The organism is Gilliamella sp. wkB108 (genome assembly GCF_001690195.1).
Classification (GTDB): Bacteria; Pseudomonadota; Gammaproteobacteria; order Enterobacterales; family Orbaceae; genus Gilliamella; species Gilliamella apicola_L.
Genome location: NZ_LZGM01000092.1, coordinates 1 through 19,531 on the forward strand (window position 1 = coordinate 1; position 19,531 = coordinate 19,531).

Below are 19,531 nucleotides of genomic sequence, written 5' to 3' on the forward strand. Positions count from 1 at the left end.
TTAATTCTTTGTTATATAATATTTTTTATCTAATTAAATAGATTATTTTATTTTTTATCATAGATGATTTTTGTTTTTTTACTGTACTATTTTAGGCAATAGTTACACGCTACATTCAACTAACAGTTAAATATCACCTATTCATTAAAAACGACAATATTACAAATATAATAAATTAAAACAATGGATCAAAAAAATCATGAGTATTGAATTGGTTAAAGTAAGTAAATTTTTAAGTTATATTTTAAGGCATAAACCAGAAGCTATCGGCATTACATTAGACGCTGATGGCTGGGTTAATATTGATTTCTTAATCCAACAAGCTTATCAACATGGTGAAGATCTTACCAAAGAACTAATTTTAGAAGTGGTTAAAACCAGTGATAAAAAACGTTTTACAATATCAGATGATGGTTTAAAAATTCGTGCGGCTCAGGGACATTCAACCGAACAAGTTGATATAAATTATATAGAGCAAACACCTCCAGAGTTTTTATATCATGGAACAGCAACTCGCTTTATTGAGTCAATCAAACAACAAGGATTAATTGCAGGTAATCGTCATTATGTCCATTTATCTGCTGACGAACAGACTGCCAATGCGGTAGGAAAAAGACACGGCAAACCTATTGTATTAAAAGTCAGATCTTCAATAATGTACCAACAAGGCTTTAAATTTTATTTAGCCGATAATGGAGTTTGGTTAACTAAAACTGTGCCTATAAATTTTTTGGTATTTGATTAATGATATTAGCTCAAATTTAATCTGACAGACACTATTTATTCATCGGTATTCTATTTAAAAAAAGTATGTCCGATGAATAAAATAAATTTTCCAGTTGCCTTCTTTTTACTAACTCTTTTGCACCTTTTTAGATAAACTATATTGACCAAGGCTTTGTTCAATGAGTAGTCCTACTCCATTTTTAATCGGCTTTTTATAACTCTTGAATTCAAGTACTAAGTGCGAAAGTTAAGTAACTTACTCATACAATTTTTCAAAGCACTAATAGCTATCAAGACTATATCCATTATTTTACAGACTTAGCGAACATTGCTGAGCTGTTTTGCTAAAACCAAAAGACTTAATTTAAGTTTGATTATTTTAGCTACCTGATTCATTGTTGATACTAACTTTTGCGTGATTAAATAATTTAAAAGTCAGATTAAATACAAACTATTACAAACCTTATGCTGTGATATAGACAAATACATTACTAACAATATCGAGAGTTTCTATATTTGAAAAGGTAATTTTTGTATTTTTTATCTCACTATAATGATCCCATAATATATCAGTCATCATTTCTTGATGTTATTGACAAACATAAATGAAATATCACGTTGGTGATATCTACTATTTATGACCATATAGATAACATATTATATGTTTTTACATTTGTAATATTGTCAAAAATTACGGTATTTATTACAAAATTTAGGTTGATTTTATTAAACTTACATAAACAAAAACCCAGTTCATTGATTAATGTAACTGGGTTTTAAAAACTAACTTAGATTTAAATGAAAACTAGATTTTTATTCCCACTCAATGGTGGCGGGTGGTTTTCCGCTTATGTCATACACCACTCGTGAGATACCATTGACTTCATTGATAATGCGGTTTGATACGCGACCAAGAAAATCATATGGTAAATGAGCCCAGTGCGCAGTCATAAAATCAATGGTTTCAACAGCACGTAAAGAGACGACCCAATCATATCGTCGTCCATCACCCATTACGCCAACTGAGCGTACTGGCAAGAATACGGTGAAAGCTTGACTGACTTTGTGATAAAGGTCAGCTTTGTAGAGTTCGTCAATAAAGATAGCATCCGCTTGACGTAATAAATCACAATACTCTTTTTTTACTTCACCTAATACACGTACACCTAAACCTGGTCCAGGGAATGGGTGTCGATAGAGCATTTCATAAGGTAAACCAAGTTCTAAACCAACTTTACGAACTTCGTCTTTGAATAGTTCGCGTAAAGGTTCAACTAAGCCCATTTTCATTTCTTCTGGTAATCCACCAACATTGTGGTGAGATTTGATAACCTGTGCTTTACCAGTATCTGCTGCTGCTGATTCAATTACATCTGGATAAATGGTTCCCTGCGCTAACCATTTTACTTCTTTAAGTTTTGCGGCTTCTTCATCAAAAACGGCAACAAATTCACGACCAATAATTTTACGTTTTGCTTCGGGATCTGCTTCACCTTGTAATGCATTTAAGAAACGATTTTCAGCATTCACAGCAATAATATTTAAGCCAAACTTATTACCAAACATATCCATTACTTGCTGAGCTTCATTTAGGCGTAATAAACCATGATCGACAAACACACAAGTGAGTTGATCGCCAATTGCTTGATGCAGTAATAATGCTGTAACAGATGAGTCAACACCACCTGATAAACCTAGTAAAACTTTGTCTTTACCTACTTTTTGTTTAATTCTGGCAATAGCATCAGTGATAATTGATGAAGGTGTCCATAATTTTTCACAATGACAAATATCAATCACAAATCGTTGTAATAATTCAAAGCCTTTTGCAGTGTGGGTTACTTCAGGATGAAATTGTACACCGTAAAACTGTTTTTCATCATTGGCCATAATAGCAAATGGGCAACTTTCAGTACGCCCAATAAGGGTAAAATTGTCAGGGATAGCAGTCACTTTGTCGCCATGACTCATCCAAACATCAAGTTGATTTATACCTGCTTGATTGGTGCTATCTAAAATACCATCAGTTAACTTTGATGATCCGACAATATCCACTTTCGCATAACCAAATTCACGTTGATTAGAGCCTGTTACTTGACCATTGTTACCGACTTGGATTGCCATGGTTTGCATTCCATAGCAAATACCTAAAACCGGCACGCCAGCATTAAATACGTATTCTGGCGCACGCGGGCTATTGGGCTGAGTCGTGCTTTCTGGACTACCCGATAAAATAATACCTTTAGGATTAAACTGTTTAATTTTGTCTTCAGATACATCCCATGGCCAAAGCTCACAATACACCCCAATTTCACGTACTCTGCGAGCAATTAGCTGTGTAACTTGAGAACCAAAATCAAGGATTAATATACGTTGTTGATGAATGTCTTTTTTCATTAAATTTTTAGTCCTAAAGTATGAAATAATATAAAAAATAAGAGGTGATATTCTATCACCTCTTATCAGTTGTTTGAACTTACTGCTAAGTTTATTTTGTCGAGTTTTGTTCTTGTGCTGATTGAATTGCTGTTAATGCTATAGTATAGACAATATCATCAACTAAAGCGCCTCGAGACAAGTCATTTACAGGTTTACGCATACCTTGTAACATTGGCCCAATAGAAACAAGATCCGCAGAACGTTGTACTGCTTTATATGTTGTATTACCTGTATTTAGGTCTGGGAAGATAAATACTGTTGCTTTTCCTGCCACTTTTGAATTTGGAGCTTTTGATTTCGCCACATCTGGCATTACCGCAGCATCATATTGTAATGGACCATCAATCATAAGATCTGGACGTTTTTCTTGTGCAATTTTTGTCGCTTCTTTCACTTTTTCAACATCAGCTCCTTGACCTGAACTGCCTGTAGAGTATGAGATCATCGCTACACGTGGTTCTATACCAAATGCAATAGCGGTATCAGCTGATTGAATAGCTATTTCAGCGAGTTCTTGCGCATTAGGATCTGGATTAATAGCACAGTCACCATAAATATAAACTTGATCCGGCATTAACATGAAAAATACAGATGAAACTAGCGAACTACCCGGAGCAGTCTTGATTAATTGTAACGGCGGACGAATAGTATTAGCCGTAGTATGAACTGCCCCTGATACTAAACCATCAACTTCATTGGCTTCAAGCATCATGGTTCCAAGTACCACATTATCAGCTAATTGCTCACGAGCAATCACTTCAGTCATACCTTTATTTTTACGTAATTCAACTAAGCGAGGAACATATTTTTCACGGATCGCTTCAGGATCGACTATCTCTACCCCTTTACCTAAAGTTACACCTTGTGAAGCCGCAACTTTACGTACTTCATCAGGATTACCAATTAATACACATTTTGCTATATTACGATCTGCACAAATTGCGGCTGCTTTAATTGTTCTTGGTTCATCACCTTCCGGTAATACTACTACCTTCTTAGCGTTACGAGCAAGTTCAGTTAGTTGATAACGAAATGCCGGTGGTGATAAACGACGAGCTGAACTGACTACTTCATTTAAAGATTTGATCCAATTTGAATCTATATGATCAGCAATAAAGTTTTGGGTATTATCCATACGTTCTTTATCATCAACAGGAATTTCCAAGTTAAACTGTTGTAAGTTGATAGATGTTTGGAATGTATTAGTTTGAACAGTAAATACAGGTAATCCTGTATCAAATGCTGGTTGACATAATTTATATATTTTTTCGTCGATTTCGTAACCACCTGTAAGTAATACACCACCAATTGATACACCATTCATAGCCGCTAAGCTGATTGTCACTAAAACATCTGAACGATCGGCTGATGTGACTAATAATGCATTAGGTTGTAAATGGCTAATGATATTAGGTACACTACGTGAACAGAATGAAACATGTTTGATTCGGCGATTTTTAATACCACCTTCGTTAATAATCTTTGCATCAAAATGTTTTGCAATATCTATGGCTCGACAAGCGCTTAAATCAATATTCCAAGGAATGCAACCCAGAACAGGTATTGGACTATTTGCATTTAAATCATCAATGGTAATTTTTTTATCATCAAATTTAGGTGTATGATAAATTTCAGCAACATCTGGACGAGCTAGGCTTTGTTCTTCTAATGGTGCATTGACTTTATTGACAATTACACCCATAATTTTTTCATTTTTGATGCCACCAAAATTAGAACGTGCAATTTCAATTCTATCTTTTAATTGTGCTGGTGTATCAGTTCCCATGTTAACCACAAAAATGATTTCTGCACCAAGTGTTTTAGCAATATTATTGTTTAGTTCATTAGCAAAAGGGTAATCTGAAGTTGGCACAATACCTTCAACTAAAACTACATCAGCACCTTTAGTATTCTCGGCATAAAGAGCGACAATTTCTTCCATTAAAACATCTTGTTGATTTAATCCTAATAGATTTTCTACATGACTCATTTTAAGTGGTTTTAACACAGGAATTGATGTGTTGTGACTGACTAAGGTGGTTGTATTATCTGGAGCATCTCCGCCAGCTCTTGGTTGTGCTACTGGTTTAAATACGTTTAAGTTAATACCCTGACGCTCCATAGCTCGAATAACACCAAGACTCACACCTGTTAACCCTACATTGGTACCGGTTGGAATTAGCATAATTGTACGAGACATAATTAATTTCCTCTTAATTCTTTATTAAAAAATAAACCGCCATTTTGGCGGTTTCAATTGTTTATCAGGCTGTTAGACGCGCAGCATCTTGAGCAATAACAAGTTCTTCATTGGTTGGTATAACCATCGCAAATGTTGAACCATCTTTTGTGATAATACCACCTTTACCAAAACGAGCAGCTAAATTACGTTCTTGATCAAGTTCAACACCAAGCAGACTTAATTTTTGTAGTGTGAAGCGACGGACTTCTTCAGAATTTTCACCGATACCACCCGTAAATACGATCGCATCTAAACGACCATCTAATAGCATTGCATAACCACCAATGTATTTAACTAAACGATGAACAAATACATCTAATGCATTCTTAGCATTTTCATCTTTACTATAATGTTCAGTTACATAACGGCAGTCGCTACTTACACCGGTTAAACCCAATAAACCAGATTTTTTGTTTAAAAGGTTATTAATATCAGCAACAGACATTTTTAGATTATCATGTAAGAAGAACATAATTGCTGGATCAATATCACCACTTCGGGTACCCATTACTAAACCTTCAAGTGGTGTTAATCCCATTGAAGTTTCCACACATTTACCATTTTTAACCGCAGTAATTGATGCACCATTACCTAAATGACAAGTAATAACATTTGTTTCTTCAACTGGTTTATTCAATAGTTTAGCTGCTTGTTGGCTTACATAATAATGACTAGTACCATGAGCGCCATAACGGCGAATACCATGTTTAGTATAAAGCTCATTTGGAATAGCATATAAATAGGCTTCTTTAGGCATAGTTGTATGGAATGCAGTATCAAAAACAGCTACATTTTTATCTTTCAAATGAGGAAATGCTATAAATGCTTCACGAATACCAATTAAATGAGCAGGATTATGTAAAGGAGCAAACGCAGCTGCTTCTTCAATACCTTTTAATACGGAATCATCAATAACAACTGAATGAGTATATTTTTCTCCACCATGAACAATTCTATGACCTATAGATTTAATACTATCTAATAATTCTGGTTTTTGTGGAAAAATGCTATTAACAATAAATTTGATTGCTTGGCTATGTGCAGCACCAGCACCTAAAGATGCTTCATTTTTGACACCATCAAGTTTCCACTTAATACGAGCATCAGGTAGATTAAAACATTCAGCTAATCCAGATAAAAATTCATCACCATTTTCTGGATTTATAATTGCAAATTTTAAAGATGAACTTCCACAGTTAAGAACAAGAGCGTTATTACTCGATGACATAGTAATTCCTATAATTTGAATAAAAGATTCCTACCAATTAAAAATTGGTAACTCAACACATGATTTAATAATCGATGTGATTACACTAAGGTGACTTCTGATATCTTGGTTTTTGATATAAAATAGAACGTCGCCAATTTGAATTACACTATTTTAAGACAATAAAATGTGAATGTCGAGGAATCACCAATAGATGAATTTAGTAAAAATATTTAAATCAGGTCAAACATATATGTCTATTTGTCCGCAAGATAGAGAGCTTGCCTATTCTTTTCCTGAATTAAAAATTATTAATTACATAAAAACCGCAACCAAATTTTTACCGCCTTTAATAGTTGGCTTAATTGTTTGGCAATATTATATGAATGCACAAATTGCCGTGACCAGTATTACTATATTATTTGCCTTGAGTTTACCCATCCAAGGGATTTTTTGGTTAGGTAAACGATCTCAATCACCATTACCACTTAATTTAGTTGATTGCTATAATCATATAAGAACACAATTGATTAGCAAAAATGTTTTAGCTAATAGTAAGAAAAATGATAATAAACTAACATTTGAAGATTTTATGAAATTATTAAATTTGGCTAAAATACATCTTGGCAGTTATTTTGGTCAAAATAATGATTCACCACCATCATATAAAGAATAATTTTAATGTCCAATTTATTAACTATTTTAAAAAAGCAAATCGATACTCTTGAACAAAAAATACAGATGGCTGAACAATCCGAATATCAAGAGTACTATTTTGATGAACATCTATTTGCGACTAACAAAATAGAGACAGATCTTATTTTTTATCTCGATAAAATCAAACAAACTTACCAAGCGTTATATAATAATGTGCAGGCACAACAACTTGAACGAATTAGTTTTTTATCTGAAATGCTGGTCAATCAGATCACTGCGTTGACGCGTGAATTGGTCACACACCAGATGCGAAAAATACTATCTGACATTGATATCATTGACGAAACATTATACGAAAAGCATTCACGCCACTTAGATTATTTGCGTCGTCTTCAAGAAATGAAATATGAATTAGCACTGTCTAAAGATGTGGTAGATCATAAACAAATCGCCTCACTCGATAATCGAATCTATCGTTGTGAACAGGCGATTAAAAAGATTGAATTAGATATGGAAAACGATTCTGCTTTTATAAGTTAAAGTTAAAGAAACATTTTTTAATTAATAAAATACAACTCAATGATAAAGCTAATTAATTTCAATAAAACTATCTTACACTAAAAAAAATCCCAAACTTGAAATGTTTGGGATTTTATCGTCTTTTCTAAAATTAGTTAGAAGTTATAATCAACATTTAACTGTCCTTCATAACTATGAAAATTGTTTTTTCCATATTGACCAACTATTTGCATCAATATTTTCCAATTTTCATTATAACTATTTTGTAAACCTAATTTTGTTTCAAAACGATTTTTAGCAAAACCATCTTTAAAAGTTGTACCATTAAAGTCAAGTTGATTTTTTGCTGTAGTACTTAACCAATTAACTTCAACAAACGGCTCAACAATACTTATGCCTTTAACGATAAAACGGCTACCAAGACGTATATCCAAACCGTCTGCATCATTATTGCTTACTTTAAGTTTATTTTTGTCATTTTGATTGTGTGCGTTATATAAATTATAAGTAAATTGTCCTTGAGGAATAGCTATTAACTGATATTCTTCACCTGTAATTAGCGGTAGAGTATAACCTAGTTCAATAGAGTTACTCCATACGGTACTATGATAATTTTTAGTCGCCACCTGTGAATGACCAGTGATATCATTGCGGTACCATCCCATTCGACTCATCATATCAACATAAAAACCTAAATCGGTATATTTATTAGAAAAATAAGTACCATAAACACCTATAGCATAACCTCTTACTTCACCATCTGTACGAGTTTTTGTTTGATTCGATACACTGCGACTTCTACTATCGCCGTAACCACCCATAATACCCAAATGGAAATAATCATCGTTGTCTAGCGCCCAAACATTAATATCGCCACCAAATTGTACTGAATAACTATTGATGTGGTTATTCAGTTTGTCATGGATGCTTTTATAGTAATTATGATTTATTCGATTAATCATCCAATAAAATTGTTCTGATGCATCACTCATACTACTTGAAGACAGCGAACCAAGACGATCAAAAAAAGTTTGGCGGAACATTTGAACCGCAACAGTTTGATTCGATAAGTAAGTACCTAAAGCAGGATTATATAAAACTTGATTGTTATTATCTTTATAGCTTCTTAGATACCAATTCTGGTTGGTTCCACTTTTATCACCTTTATTTAATAAGTATTCATAATTTCCTGCAGTGACAGCACCATTTAAAATGAAAGCATTTGAATCAGATACTCCACCAACTTGGACGATTTCAACGCCATCACCCTTGGTTTGGTCGCCTAATCCTCCTACATTATGAACAATTAAATTAGTTACCCCTTTAGCATCACCAGCAATTTTTATTAGGTCAGTAGATACCTCATCGCCACTGGCAAGATTATTCAATACAACCGTACCACCTTTTCCTTCATAATCACCGCCAATGCTTAAGACTCTCCCTGTTTGACCTGCATCACCGACATTTAAGATCCCTGAATTGATAACATTACCGGCAATATTTAAACTTGTTACATTATCCCCCATATTCCAAGTGGCTGTGCTTGAAATAGTCAACGTTCCAGTTTTATTGGTGTTAAATAATCCTGCGTCCCGAGTTAATATATTCGCTTCATTACTACTGAATAAATCGCCAGACTGAGTAAATACGGTATTTCCAGAAAGGAAAATATTATCCCAATTATTAAGATTAACGCCTTTGTCTAAATTATCAACATCGGCCGTATATCCTGTTAATTTAATATTACTTAACTCTAAACTATTGGTTCCTTCTCCTCCTTCTATACGCGACATCTCACTTATATCAGCTTTATCTTTCAATATGGCATGAGCATTACCCATACCGAATAAAACTTTCCCATTAAGTGTTCCTCCTGAGAATTCGAAGTAATTATTACCATCGCCTAGATTTATATCACCTGTAACTTTACCACCTAATAGTTTAACATTATCATTAGCTGAACCACCTAAGATAGCATAATGTCCATCAGTAACTGTAATATCTCCATTATTATAAACGGTACTTTGGCTCCCTTCTTTCAGATTGCTTAAATCAATACCATTACCATTTTGTGATTCAAGCTTACTTCCTTCATCAAGTAATACAATGGACTCTTTTGTATCAGCGATAGAAATTGAATGACCTGAAGTTAAAATAGAAGCGTCTTTTTCTATCTTCATATTAACTTTTTGAAGATTAGATAAATTAATACCATTACCATTGCGGGATTCAAGCTTACTTCTTTCACCTAGGGAAATAAGAGATTCGTTTGCATTTGCTATATTAATTGCATGATCCTTAGATAAAATAGAAGCATCTTGCAACATTATATTAGCATTTTGAAGATTAGATAAATTAATACCATTACCATTGCGGGATTCAAGCTTACTTCCTTCACCTAGGGAAACAATAGATTCATTTGCATTTGCTATATTAATTGCATTACCGTTAGATAAAATAGAAGCTTGTTCTAATATTATTTTAGCATTTTGGAGATCAGATAAATTAATACCATTACCATTACTTGATTCAATTTTACTTCCCTGACCAAGGGAAATAATAGATTCGTTTCCATTTGCTAAATTAATTGCATGATCCTTAGATAAAATAGAAGCATCTTGCAACATTATATTAGCATTTTGAAGATTAGATAAATTAATACCATTACCATTTTTTGATTTGATCATACTCGCCTGACCTAGGGAAACGAGAGATTCTTTTGCATTAGTGACATAAATTGAATGGCTATTACTGGAAATCGAAGCGCCATTTTCTAGTATTATATTAATTTTGTTAGCTGATCCTGCTTGAGCAAATATACCCTTACTACCTTCTTCTATTGTTGTAATAGTTGCATTAGTTTTAAAGTTAATGTCATTATTGTTAGAAACTAAATGAACTGCATCGGCATTTTTACCATTAGTAGTAACATCTAAATTTAAATAACGGTTTATATTACTCGAATGTTTTGTTTCAAAAAGTCCATGAGCTTCATCACCGCTTGTTGTTATCTGACCTGAACCAGCATTAAAATCACCACTGCCATCTGTAATATAAATGCCGTATGCTTTCTCTTTTTCAGTTTTGATATTTAACTTATTGCGAATATTAACATTAGCATCACTTAAATAAATACCTGCACCACCTTGTGTCTTTATATTTGCTGATTCTAAATCGATATAGCCTTTATATTTACCCAGTATTGCAGCATCGGTTAATTCATTACCTTGAGTTTCAATATTAACTAAACCATCAGAATGAATTAACGCATTGGAACTATTATTTCCAGATTCCCCAATACTAATACCTGCACCACTACCACCTTCAATTACTCGAAGAGTTGCTGTATTTAATTTAACTGTACCGCTAGAACTAATTAATGAGCCTGAATGTAATTCCTCAGATTCAAGTTTAAGATCACCTTTAATTTCAAATTCACCTGTATTTGTAATGTTAATTCCATATAAAGAATGTTGGATATTAAACGCATCCATATATATGGATAAGTTATCTTTAAAAATAACTTTTGCATTATCATTAATAGTAATTGAATCTCCTCCTTTCCCAATTTCCATGTGCACAGTATTGTTAAATTTAACTTCAGCATTATCTTTGGCTACAATCCCACCAGTATTACCTAGGTAATTAAGAATCGATAGAAAATCGTCTCCGTCAGTTTCAAAAACTACTTTTGTACCATCACCTATTGCAAGTATAGCAGGGGAATATATTGTCCCTTGAACTTGATTAAACCATTCAGATAATATTTGCTGATCAAATATACATTCCGAACCATCAGATAAATTTAACCCGTCTAAACCAGTTCCTGAACAATCAGCGTAAACCATTGAATTAGCTAATAAAACACTTATTGCTAGAAAAGATTTTTTGAATGTTTTTTTATAGTTTTTTGATGGAAGATTACAAATATGTTGATTAAGTATTGTTTTTTTCATAACAACTTCCTAGTTATTATAACCTTAACGATTGATATTCCATTAAATCGTATAAGATTAAGGCATTATACACAAAATAACAGCCAACCAAACAAGTTAATCACAAGTTATGGAGGATTAGCTTACCCAGAACTATATATATAGCATTTTATTCGGAAAACAATCTAAATAAAAGTAAATATTACGTAAATATGACGAAATTATTACACAATTGACATGTTTTTTTAAAATAGTTTTAACCTTATAAATCAATAGATTGAATTTATTAATCTAATTAATATAGTAACTTGATTTTATTAATTAATTTAATATATGACATTAATGTCATATTTATAGCGAAATTGCATAATGTTATAACCATTAATTAGTATCATCTTTTAAATTTGGTTTTATAATAAATATCATTTATAAATCATTACCACACGTCTATCCAGATGTGTCATTAATAAGGATCTTAATAATGAGTAAAATATTTGATGATAATTCACAAACCATTGGTCATACTCCTTTGGTTCGTTTAAAGCATTTTGGAAATGGTAATATTCTAGCCAAAATTGAGTCCCGAAATCCTAGTTTCAGTGTTAAATGTCGTATCGCATCAAATATGATATGGGATGCAGAAAAACGTGGATTATTAACATCAGATGTGGAACTTATAGAGCCAACTAGTGGTAATACCGGAATAGCACTTGCTGCTGTAGCTGCAGCGCGTGGTTATCAATTAACTTTAACCATGCCTGAAAGTATGAGTCTGGAGCGCCGGAAGTTGTTAAAAGCTTTAGGTGCTAATTTAGTTTTAACACAAGCAAGTAAAGGAATGAAAGGAGCCATTGAAAAGGCAGAAGAGATTGTTGCCCGTAATCCAAAACGGAATATTATGTTACAACAATTTAGTAATCCCGCTAATCCTGAAATTCACGAAAAAACTACCGGTCCTGAGATTTGGCAAGATACTGATGGCAAGGTTGATATTTTTATTGCCGGAGTTGGTACCGGTGGTACTTTTACCGGTGTCACACGTTATATCAAAAAGACGCAAGGGAAAAATATCACTGCCGTTGCTATTGAACCAACAAATTCACCAGTTATCACTCAAGCTCTTGCCGGTGAACCGATCAAACCGGGTTCACATAAAATTCAAGGTATCGGCGCAGGATTCATTCCAGATAACCTTGATTTAAGTTTGATTGATTTGGTTGAAAAAGTATCTAATGAAGATGCAATTGATACCGCACGTGAACTTATGGAGAAAGAAGGTATTTTAGCAGGGATCTCGTCAGGTGCAGCAGTATTTGTAGCAGATCGTTTAGCTAAATTACCAGAAAATGCTAACAAAACTATTGTTGTGATATTACCTTCTTCTGGTGAACGTTATTTAAGTACTGACTTATTTACAGGTATTTTCACAGAAAAAGAACTTGGTTAGCCATAAACTATTAATTATTTATAATGACATTCCACCGCCGAAAGGCGGTAACTAACCTCGAAAAAGAACTCGCTCTTACATGTTTGAGACATGATAGAATTTTTATATGACTAATTATCTTGTATAATACCAAAATGACGATAAGCATGGGGAGTAGCTATTCTACCTCGGGGCGTTCTTTGTATATATCCTTGTTGGATCAGAAATGGTTCAAGTACATCTTCAATGGTTTCACGCTCTTCACCTATCGCTGCTGCAATATTATCTAAACCAACTGGTCCGCCCATAAATTTCTCAATAATTGCCAGTAATAGTTTTCGATCCATAAAATCGAAGCCTTCTGTATCTACATCAAGCATATCTAAAGCTTGGGTAGCGATTGTTTCATTAATTATCCCGTTAGATTTAACTTCTGCATAATCTCTCACACGCCGTAACAATCGATTAGCAATTCTTGGTGTTCCTCGTGAACGTTTAGCTATTAAGTGAGCACCTTCATCAGATAAATCCATACCTAAAAATTTTGCGCTACGACTGACTATATATTCAAGATCTTCCACTCGATAAAATTCTAAACGCTGTACAATACCAAAGCGATCCCTTAATGGTGACGTTAATGAGCCGGCACGTGTTGTCGCACCAATTAAAGTAAATGGAGGTAAGTCTATTTTGATAGAACGAGCGGCTGGACCTTCACCAATCATGATATCCAATTGATAATCTTCCATAGCCGGATACAAAATTTCTTCAACTACGGGAGATAATCGATGGATCTCGTCAATAAATAGTACATCATTCGGTTCTAAATTAGTTAACATGGCAGCTAAATCGCCAGCCTTTTCTAATACCGGTCCAGAAGTAGTACGTAGATTGACATTAAGTTCATTGGCTACAATATTAGCTAAGGTCGTTTTACCAAGACCCGGTGGACCGAAGATCAGCACATGATCTAATGCATCATTACGCTGTTTTGCCGCTTGAATAAAGATTTTCATCTGCTCACGAACTTGTGGTTGTCCAATATATTCTTCTAAATATTTAGGACGTATCGCGCGATCTAATGACTCTTCTTCTTTTTGTACTTGAGGTGCAATCAAACGATCAGCTTCAATCATAATACATACCTACTTTATAATACCGATTTTAATGCTTCACGAATGAGCGTTTCACAGTCCATTTCAGGTTTAATCACTTTACTGATAATACGACTAGCTTCTTGTGGTTTATAACCTAAAGCAATTAAAGCTGATACTGCCTCACTTTCGATCTGATTAGCTGATTTTTTAACATTACTGATGTCTAACATAGCGCTAGAACTTACTAATTCATTGCCAAAACGTTTTACCCTATCTTTCATCTCAACAATTAAACGTTCAGCTGTTTTAGTCCCTACTCCGGGTAATTTAACGAGCGTTTTTATTTCGCCTTGCTCTACTGCAGTAATAAATTGCTGAGCCGACATACCGGATAATATGGCTAACGCCAATTTAGGTCCCACACCATTAACCTTAATCAATTCACGAAACAATTCGCGCTCTTGTTCATGGTTAAAACCATATAATACTTGTGCATCTTCCCGAACAGCAAAATGTGTTAAAACAATTATTTCTTGATCATTATCAGGTAATTCATAAAAGCAGGTCATAGGCATAAAGACCTCATAACCAACACCACCGACTTCGAGCAACACTTTGGGTGGTTGCTTTTCAATAATAGTTCCACGTAAACGACCTATCACAATTGTTCCTCAATTTTTTAGCATTATGTCAAATACGGTTTATCAATCACAAACAGTCAAGCACATTGGATATCACTTTAAGCGAACTTTATTATTAAATATGCTTTTATTATCGAATGTATAAAAAACCTATAATTGGGTGTAGTTTACCTGATAGAAAGTAAATAATAAAGAAAAACTGTATAAATAGACAGCAAAGCTATGAGGATGATCTCGTTAATGATTACCTAATGAAATATTGAGTACATTTCTATATACTGTACAGGTAAAATCTGTTGTACTCATTAATAGTAGTGATAATTATTAATCAATCATTAAACGATGAATTTTGTTGGAACGTTTTACTTCCTCAAGGAGCATTATGCATGATCAGTCAAATTAAGAGTATTTTTAAAGATAAGAATAATGAAGATGCTTATTATGGATTTATAAGAGCATTAGATGAGAAAAATGATTACTATTTTACTAAAAAGGATTTTGATAATTTACCCATGGATGAAATAGCGATAGGCATGCGCGTAACATTTACAGATAATAATAAAGATTCTGGGCAAAGGTATGCAACGAATATTAAAATAATTAATAAGCAAAACATAGAAATCGAAGAAAATCATTTACATGATGATAAATCGTTACAAAATAAAATCGATGCACAAGATTATAAAACTCTTTTAATAAATTCAGTACAACAAATCAAATATATTAATGATTCAATAGCATTTGAAGATTCGGTATTCAATTTATTAAAAGTGATTGGTTTAAATAAAATATTTCAATTCGATCGTGATAACCAAGCCGGTAAAGCCGATGGCTTTTTTATCATTGAAAACTTAGCGGTAATGTATGACTGTACATTACAAAGAGATTACGAATCTTTCAAAGAAGAACAAATAGAAAACTATATCAATAAACTCAGCCAAAAGGCCCAGTTAACCTTTAACACTAAAAAAAGTGACGGTGGAATTACACCCAAAACAATCCCATTAACAGGTAAAAGTAAGCAAGTTTGGATCATTACTAAGGGTGAAAGTAAAGAGTTAAGTGATTTTGATAATGTAAAAGTCAAAGAAATATCAATTTATGATTTGTGTGAGATTTACAAAAAAAGACTAAGTGATATTACGTATGATAATGAAAAATTGGTGAACGACTTTATCTATATTGGAAAATAATCAAGATTTAGCGAAAGTAAAACTCAATTTATCTTTTCGCAAAATCTCGATAACTAAAATGATATAAGTACGTTCAATTAAAATGGCATTTTAAAACCCGGTGGTAATTGCATTCCGCCAGTGACTTGTACCATTTTTTCTTTTTGTGTTTCATCTAATCGTCGTGTTGCATCATTGTAAGCAGCAGCGATTAAATCTTCCAACATCTCTTTATCATCTTCGGTAACTAAAGACGGATCAATTTCAACTCGTTTACAACTATGAGCGCCATTTATAGTAACTTTCACCAGACCTGCACCTGATTCGCCAGTGACTTCTAATTTAGCAATCTCCTCTTGAGCTTGTTGCATTTTTGCTTGCATTTGTTGGGCTTGCTTCATTAAATTACCCAAACCACCTTTTCCACCTGAAAACATAATCATTCCTCTTAAAAAAATTAATTCGTCATTATACAGGACGAATACTTGCTTCATCAATCTTAGCTTCAAAATATTGACAAATCATCGCGACTTTAGCATCTTGATTTATCGTCTGTTTAGCTTGCATAAGTTTTTGTTGATACAACTCTTCTCTCATTTCTAAAGGGGTTTTAATGTCCTGTTTATCATCAATGATAATCTTTACCTTTAACGCTTGTTGACGATAATTCGACAGGGTTTTTTCTAACTTTTCAGTATTAATTGATGAATTAATAAGGTGCTTAATTGATGACCGCATATGTAACACAATCGTTTTATCATCCATTTGTTCAATAAATGAATTAATTGCAATTTGTTTAATTAATGGTGATAAATTCAATTGTTCAATTTCGGCACACCATGGATCTTTTTGTGCCATTTCATCAATTAATTTTTTAGTCATCTCAGGTGTTTTATCACCATTTAGAGATTCGCGAAAAGTCTTAGTATCTATCACTAAATCATTGTTACTGTCAACAAGATGATATGCTTGCCATTGATAATTTTCTGCAGTTATTTCCTCTTCTTCCGTTTCATTTTCATTAACTTCTTCATTTTTAACTGGTACTACCTCACTCTTTTTGTGGATTAAAGAGCTATTAAGAGAGTGCTTTTTTGGTTGAATATCATCAACCCTTTTAGACTTTTTTGCATTTTGTTCCTCTTTCATCAGTTGCATACGCATCTCTAAAATATTTTTAGTAATAGACGGTGCTTCATCGGGGATCATCTGATCTTGTGATGTCGATTGACTGACGACTTGAGGGACAATTTGTGGTTGTAAATTGACATCCAATTGTGGTTTTACAACATCTTTCGCTGGCTGCACTGTTGCGGTTAGTTCTTGTCTGGTAGGTTGAGAAACCGAAACTGGTGTTTGTATTGTCTTCTGTGCCTGAGAAGATAATGAAGAATTTATGTGAGAGGATGAAATTGAACGTTCATCAGAACAAACAACTTTTGGTATAAAAGCTAAAGCTCGTAAAAAAGTCATTTCGACACCAATTTTTTTATCCGGTGCGAAAGTTAACTCTTTACGTCCCATTAGCAAAATTTGATAAAATAGTTGCACATCATTTGGTGCCATATACTGTGCTAAAAAGCGGATTCGTTCTTCATTGTCACTATAATCGCCAAGAGCAGTTGGTACTACTTGTAACAATGCAATTTGATGTAATAATGCAATTGATTCAGCTAATAGATTGTCCCAATGCGCTCCTTGCATAGCTGCTATTTCAATTTGTTGCATTAATGCATTACCATCCCCATGATAGAGCGCTTCAACTAATGAAAACGGAATAGCTTTATCTAATGTCCCAAGCATGACTGCCACTGAAGCAGTATCAACTTGACCATTACCTAGAGCTATAGCTTGATCTGTCAGACTTAATGCATCACGCATACTACCATTGGCCGCTTTAGCTAATAGCTGAATAGCTTTTTGTTCACTTTCAATCTGCTCTAATTGTAAAATAGTCATAAGTTGCTTACTAATAAGTGGGGTATCAAGAACGTTTAAATGTAAATGTAAACAACGCGATAAGATTGTAATAGGTAGCTTTTGTGGATCAGTTGTCGCTAATAAAAATTTAACATGCTCTGGTGGTTCCTCTAAGGTTTTAAGTAAAGCGTTAAAGCTACTACGAGATAACATATGTACTTCATCAATAAGATAAACTTTAAAACGCCCTCTTGTTGGCAAATACTGTATGTTATCAAGAATTTCCCGTGTATCTTCAACTTTGGTTCGTGAGGCTGCATCAATTTCAAGTAAGTCAACAAATCTGCCTTGCTCTATATCACGACAATTATTACACACACCACATGGTGTTGCGGTGATACCACTTTCACAATTTAATCCCTTAGCTAATAACCGTGCGATCGACGTTTTACCAACGCCTCTGGTACCAGAAAACAGATAGGCATGATGAACTCGTCCAAGTGAAAGTGCATTAGATAGAATTTTAAGGACATGTTCTTGTCCAACAACTTCAGAAAAAGATTTTGGTCGCCATTTGCGAGCCAGAACTTGATAACTCATAATCACCATTACTATTGCTAACGAATTTTCCGATAATCATATCATAAAGTGATTTAATAGTCTTTAAACCTCGCAGGCTCTATCTATCTTGCTTAATTTTGGTTTAGCCAACTCAACCGCCGAGAAAAACGAAACGGTATACATTCCTGAATATTTTTTACAATATAAGTATCATATTATATACAAACAAATCCTGTTATAACTTTCTTAGCGGTTGAATTCAGCTCTGAGTCTTCGACAAAAAAGAGGTCACAGAAGAAATAAACGATTAAGTCGTTATCAAAATCAAGGACGAATAGTGGACGGGTTGAGAATTGATACCCGACCCAATATAGTGGAAAAAAGAGGTCGCATAGGGGATTTTGAAGTAGATAGGATTATAGGTGGTAATCGAAAGCAGGCATTAGTCACAATAGTTGAACGTAAAACAGGATTAGCCTTAATAAAAAAAGTTGAGCGAAAAACAGCAGAAGAGGTAAAGAAGGCGATAATTGATTTATTAACAAATATAAAACATAGCGTTAAGACTATAACCTCAGATAATGGTCTGGAATTTGCGGAGCATAAAGCGATAGCAAGCGCCTTAGATTGCCAATACTATTTCGCCCATCCGTATAGTTCATGGGAAAGGGGAAGTAATGAGAATTTAAATGGATTAATCAGACAATACTTTCCAAAGAGAATGGTATTTGATAGCATCAGTGATGAAGAGATTAAAGCGGTTGAAAATCGACTTAATCATCGTTCAAGAAAAAGGCTTAAGTATAAAACACCTTATCGAGCCTTTTACTCACTCGATTCGCACTTAGATGTTGAATTCAGCTTTTATTTTTATACTGAAACGTATAGTTAACCTGAAATATCTTTACAATTTACTTTACTATTAGGATAGTATATTGGTACTACTAACAAATTATCACAATTGATTTTATAATAATGGGTTGAATCAC

14 protein-coding genes are annotated in these 19,531 nt (G+C 33.6%); 6 read left to right on the forward strand and 8 right to left on the reverse strand.

The window, feature by feature from the left end; translation table 11 throughout:
- Window positions 1-199 precede the first annotated feature (199 nt).
- Window positions 200-745 carry an RNA 2'-phosphotransferase gene (locus tag A9G11_RS10670; protein ID WP_065619600.1) on the forward strand — a complete coding sequence of 182 codons (546 nt, stop codon included), beginning with the start codon at window positions 200-202 and terminating at the stop codon, window positions 743-745.
- 794 nt (window positions 746-1,539) lie between these two features.
- Here A9G11_RS10670 and guaA read toward each other — a convergent pair.
- The 3 genes from guaA to A9G11_RS10685 all read right to left on the reverse strand — a co-directional run bounded on the left by guaA (window position 1,540) and on the right by A9G11_RS10685 (window position 6,635).
- Window positions 1,540-3,123: a glutamine-hydrolyzing GMP synthase gene (gene guaA, locus A9G11_RS10675; RefSeq protein WP_065619601.1), complete on the reverse strand. Its 1,584-nt coding sequence runs from the start codon at window positions 3,121-3,123 to the stop codon at window positions 1,540-1,542.
- A 91-nt stretch (window positions 3,124-3,214) separates the two neighbouring features.
- Window positions 3,215-5,365, reverse strand: coding sequence for a phosphate acetyltransferase (gene pta / locus A9G11_RS10680; protein ID WP_065619602.1), 2,151 nt, complete (start codon window positions 5,363-5,365; stop codon window positions 3,215-3,217).
- A 64-nt stretch (window positions 5,366-5,429) separates the two neighbouring features.
- Complete coding sequence (locus A9G11_RS10685) at window positions 5,430-6,635, reverse strand: acetate kinase (protein WP_065619603.1); 1,206 nt, start codon at window positions 6,633-6,635, stop codon at window positions 5,430-5,432.
- A gap of 193 nt (window positions 6,636-6,828) precedes the next feature.
- Between A9G11_RS10685 and yfbV the strand changes: the two genes are divergently transcribed.
- Together yfbV and priC are read left to right on the forward strand one after the other, a co-directional pair.
- Window positions 6,829-7,290: a terminus macrodomain insulation protein YfbV gene (gene yfbV / locus A9G11_RS10690; protein WP_065619604.1), complete on the forward strand. Its 462-nt coding sequence runs from the start codon at window positions 6,829-6,831 to the stop codon at window positions 7,288-7,290.
- Between the two features lie 5 nt (window positions 7,291-7,295).
- Entirely contained in the window at window positions 7,296-7,811 is a 516-nt protein-coding gene (priC, locus tag A9G11_RS10695; RefSeq protein ID WP_065619605.1) for a primosomal replication protein PriC, read from the forward strand.
- A 134-nt stretch (window positions 7,812-7,945) separates the two neighbouring features.
- On the opposite strand, the gene A9G11_RS10700 is transcribed toward priC, so the two are convergent.
- Complete coding sequence (locus tag A9G11_RS10700) at window positions 7,946-11,746, reverse strand: autotransporter family protein (RefSeq protein ID WP_065619606.1); 3,801 nt, start codon at window positions 11,744-11,746, stop codon at window positions 7,946-7,948.
- A gap of 460 nt (window positions 11,747-12,206) precedes the next feature.
- On the opposite strand from A9G11_RS10700, the gene cysK reads away from it, so the two are divergent.
- Window positions 12,207-13,172 (forward strand): cysteine synthase A, encoded by a 966-nt coding sequence (gene cysK / locus A9G11_RS10705; RefSeq protein WP_065619607.1) that lies wholly within the window; start codon window positions 12,207-12,209, stop codon window positions 13,170-13,172.
- A gap of 110 nt (window positions 13,173-13,282) precedes the next feature.
- Here cysK and ruvB read toward each other — a convergent pair whose 3' ends face one another.
- Window positions 13,283-14,287: a Holliday junction branch migration DNA helicase RuvB gene (ruvB, locus tag A9G11_RS10710; protein ID WP_065619608.1), complete on the reverse strand. Its 1,005-nt coding sequence runs from the start codon at window positions 14,285-14,287 to the stop codon at window positions 13,283-13,285.
- Between the two features lie 14 nt (window positions 14,288-14,301).
- Complete coding sequence (gene ruvA / locus A9G11_RS10715; RefSeq protein WP_065619609.1) at window positions 14,302-14,910, reverse strand: Holliday junction branch migration protein RuvA; 609 nt, start codon at window positions 14,908-14,910, stop codon at window positions 14,302-14,304.
- A 365-nt stretch (window positions 14,911-15,275) separates the two neighbouring features.
- Between ruvA and A9G11_RS10720 the strand changes: the two genes are divergently transcribed.
- Window positions 15,276-16,082: a hypothetical protein gene (locus A9G11_RS10720; protein WP_065619610.1), complete on the forward strand. Its 807-nt coding sequence runs from the start codon at window positions 15,276-15,278 to the stop codon at window positions 16,080-16,082.
- Between the two features lie 77 nt (window positions 16,083-16,159).
- Here A9G11_RS10720 and A9G11_RS10725 read toward each other — a convergent pair whose 3' ends face one another.
- Window positions 16,160-16,498, reverse strand: coding sequence for a YbaB/EbfC family nucleoid-associated protein (locus tag A9G11_RS10725; RefSeq protein WP_065619611.1), 339 nt, complete (start codon window positions 16,496-16,498; stop codon window positions 16,160-16,162).
- 31 nt (window positions 16,499-16,529) lie between these two features.
- Window positions 16,530-18,581 (reverse strand): DNA polymerase III subunit gamma/tau, encoded by a 2,052-nt coding sequence (dnaX, locus tag A9G11_RS10730; RefSeq protein ID WP_065619612.1) that lies wholly within the window; start codon window positions 18,579-18,581, stop codon window positions 16,530-16,532.
- 214 nt (window positions 18,582-18,795) lie between these two features.
- Between dnaX and A9G11_RS10735 the strand changes: the two genes are divergently transcribed.
- Window positions 18,796-19,434 carry an IS30 family transposase gene (locus A9G11_RS10735; protein WP_081298539.1) on the forward strand — a complete coding sequence of 213 codons (639 nt, stop codon included), beginning with the start codon at window positions 18,796-18,798 and terminating at the stop codon, window positions 19,432-19,434.
- Window positions 19,435-19,531: the final 97 nt, after the last annotated feature.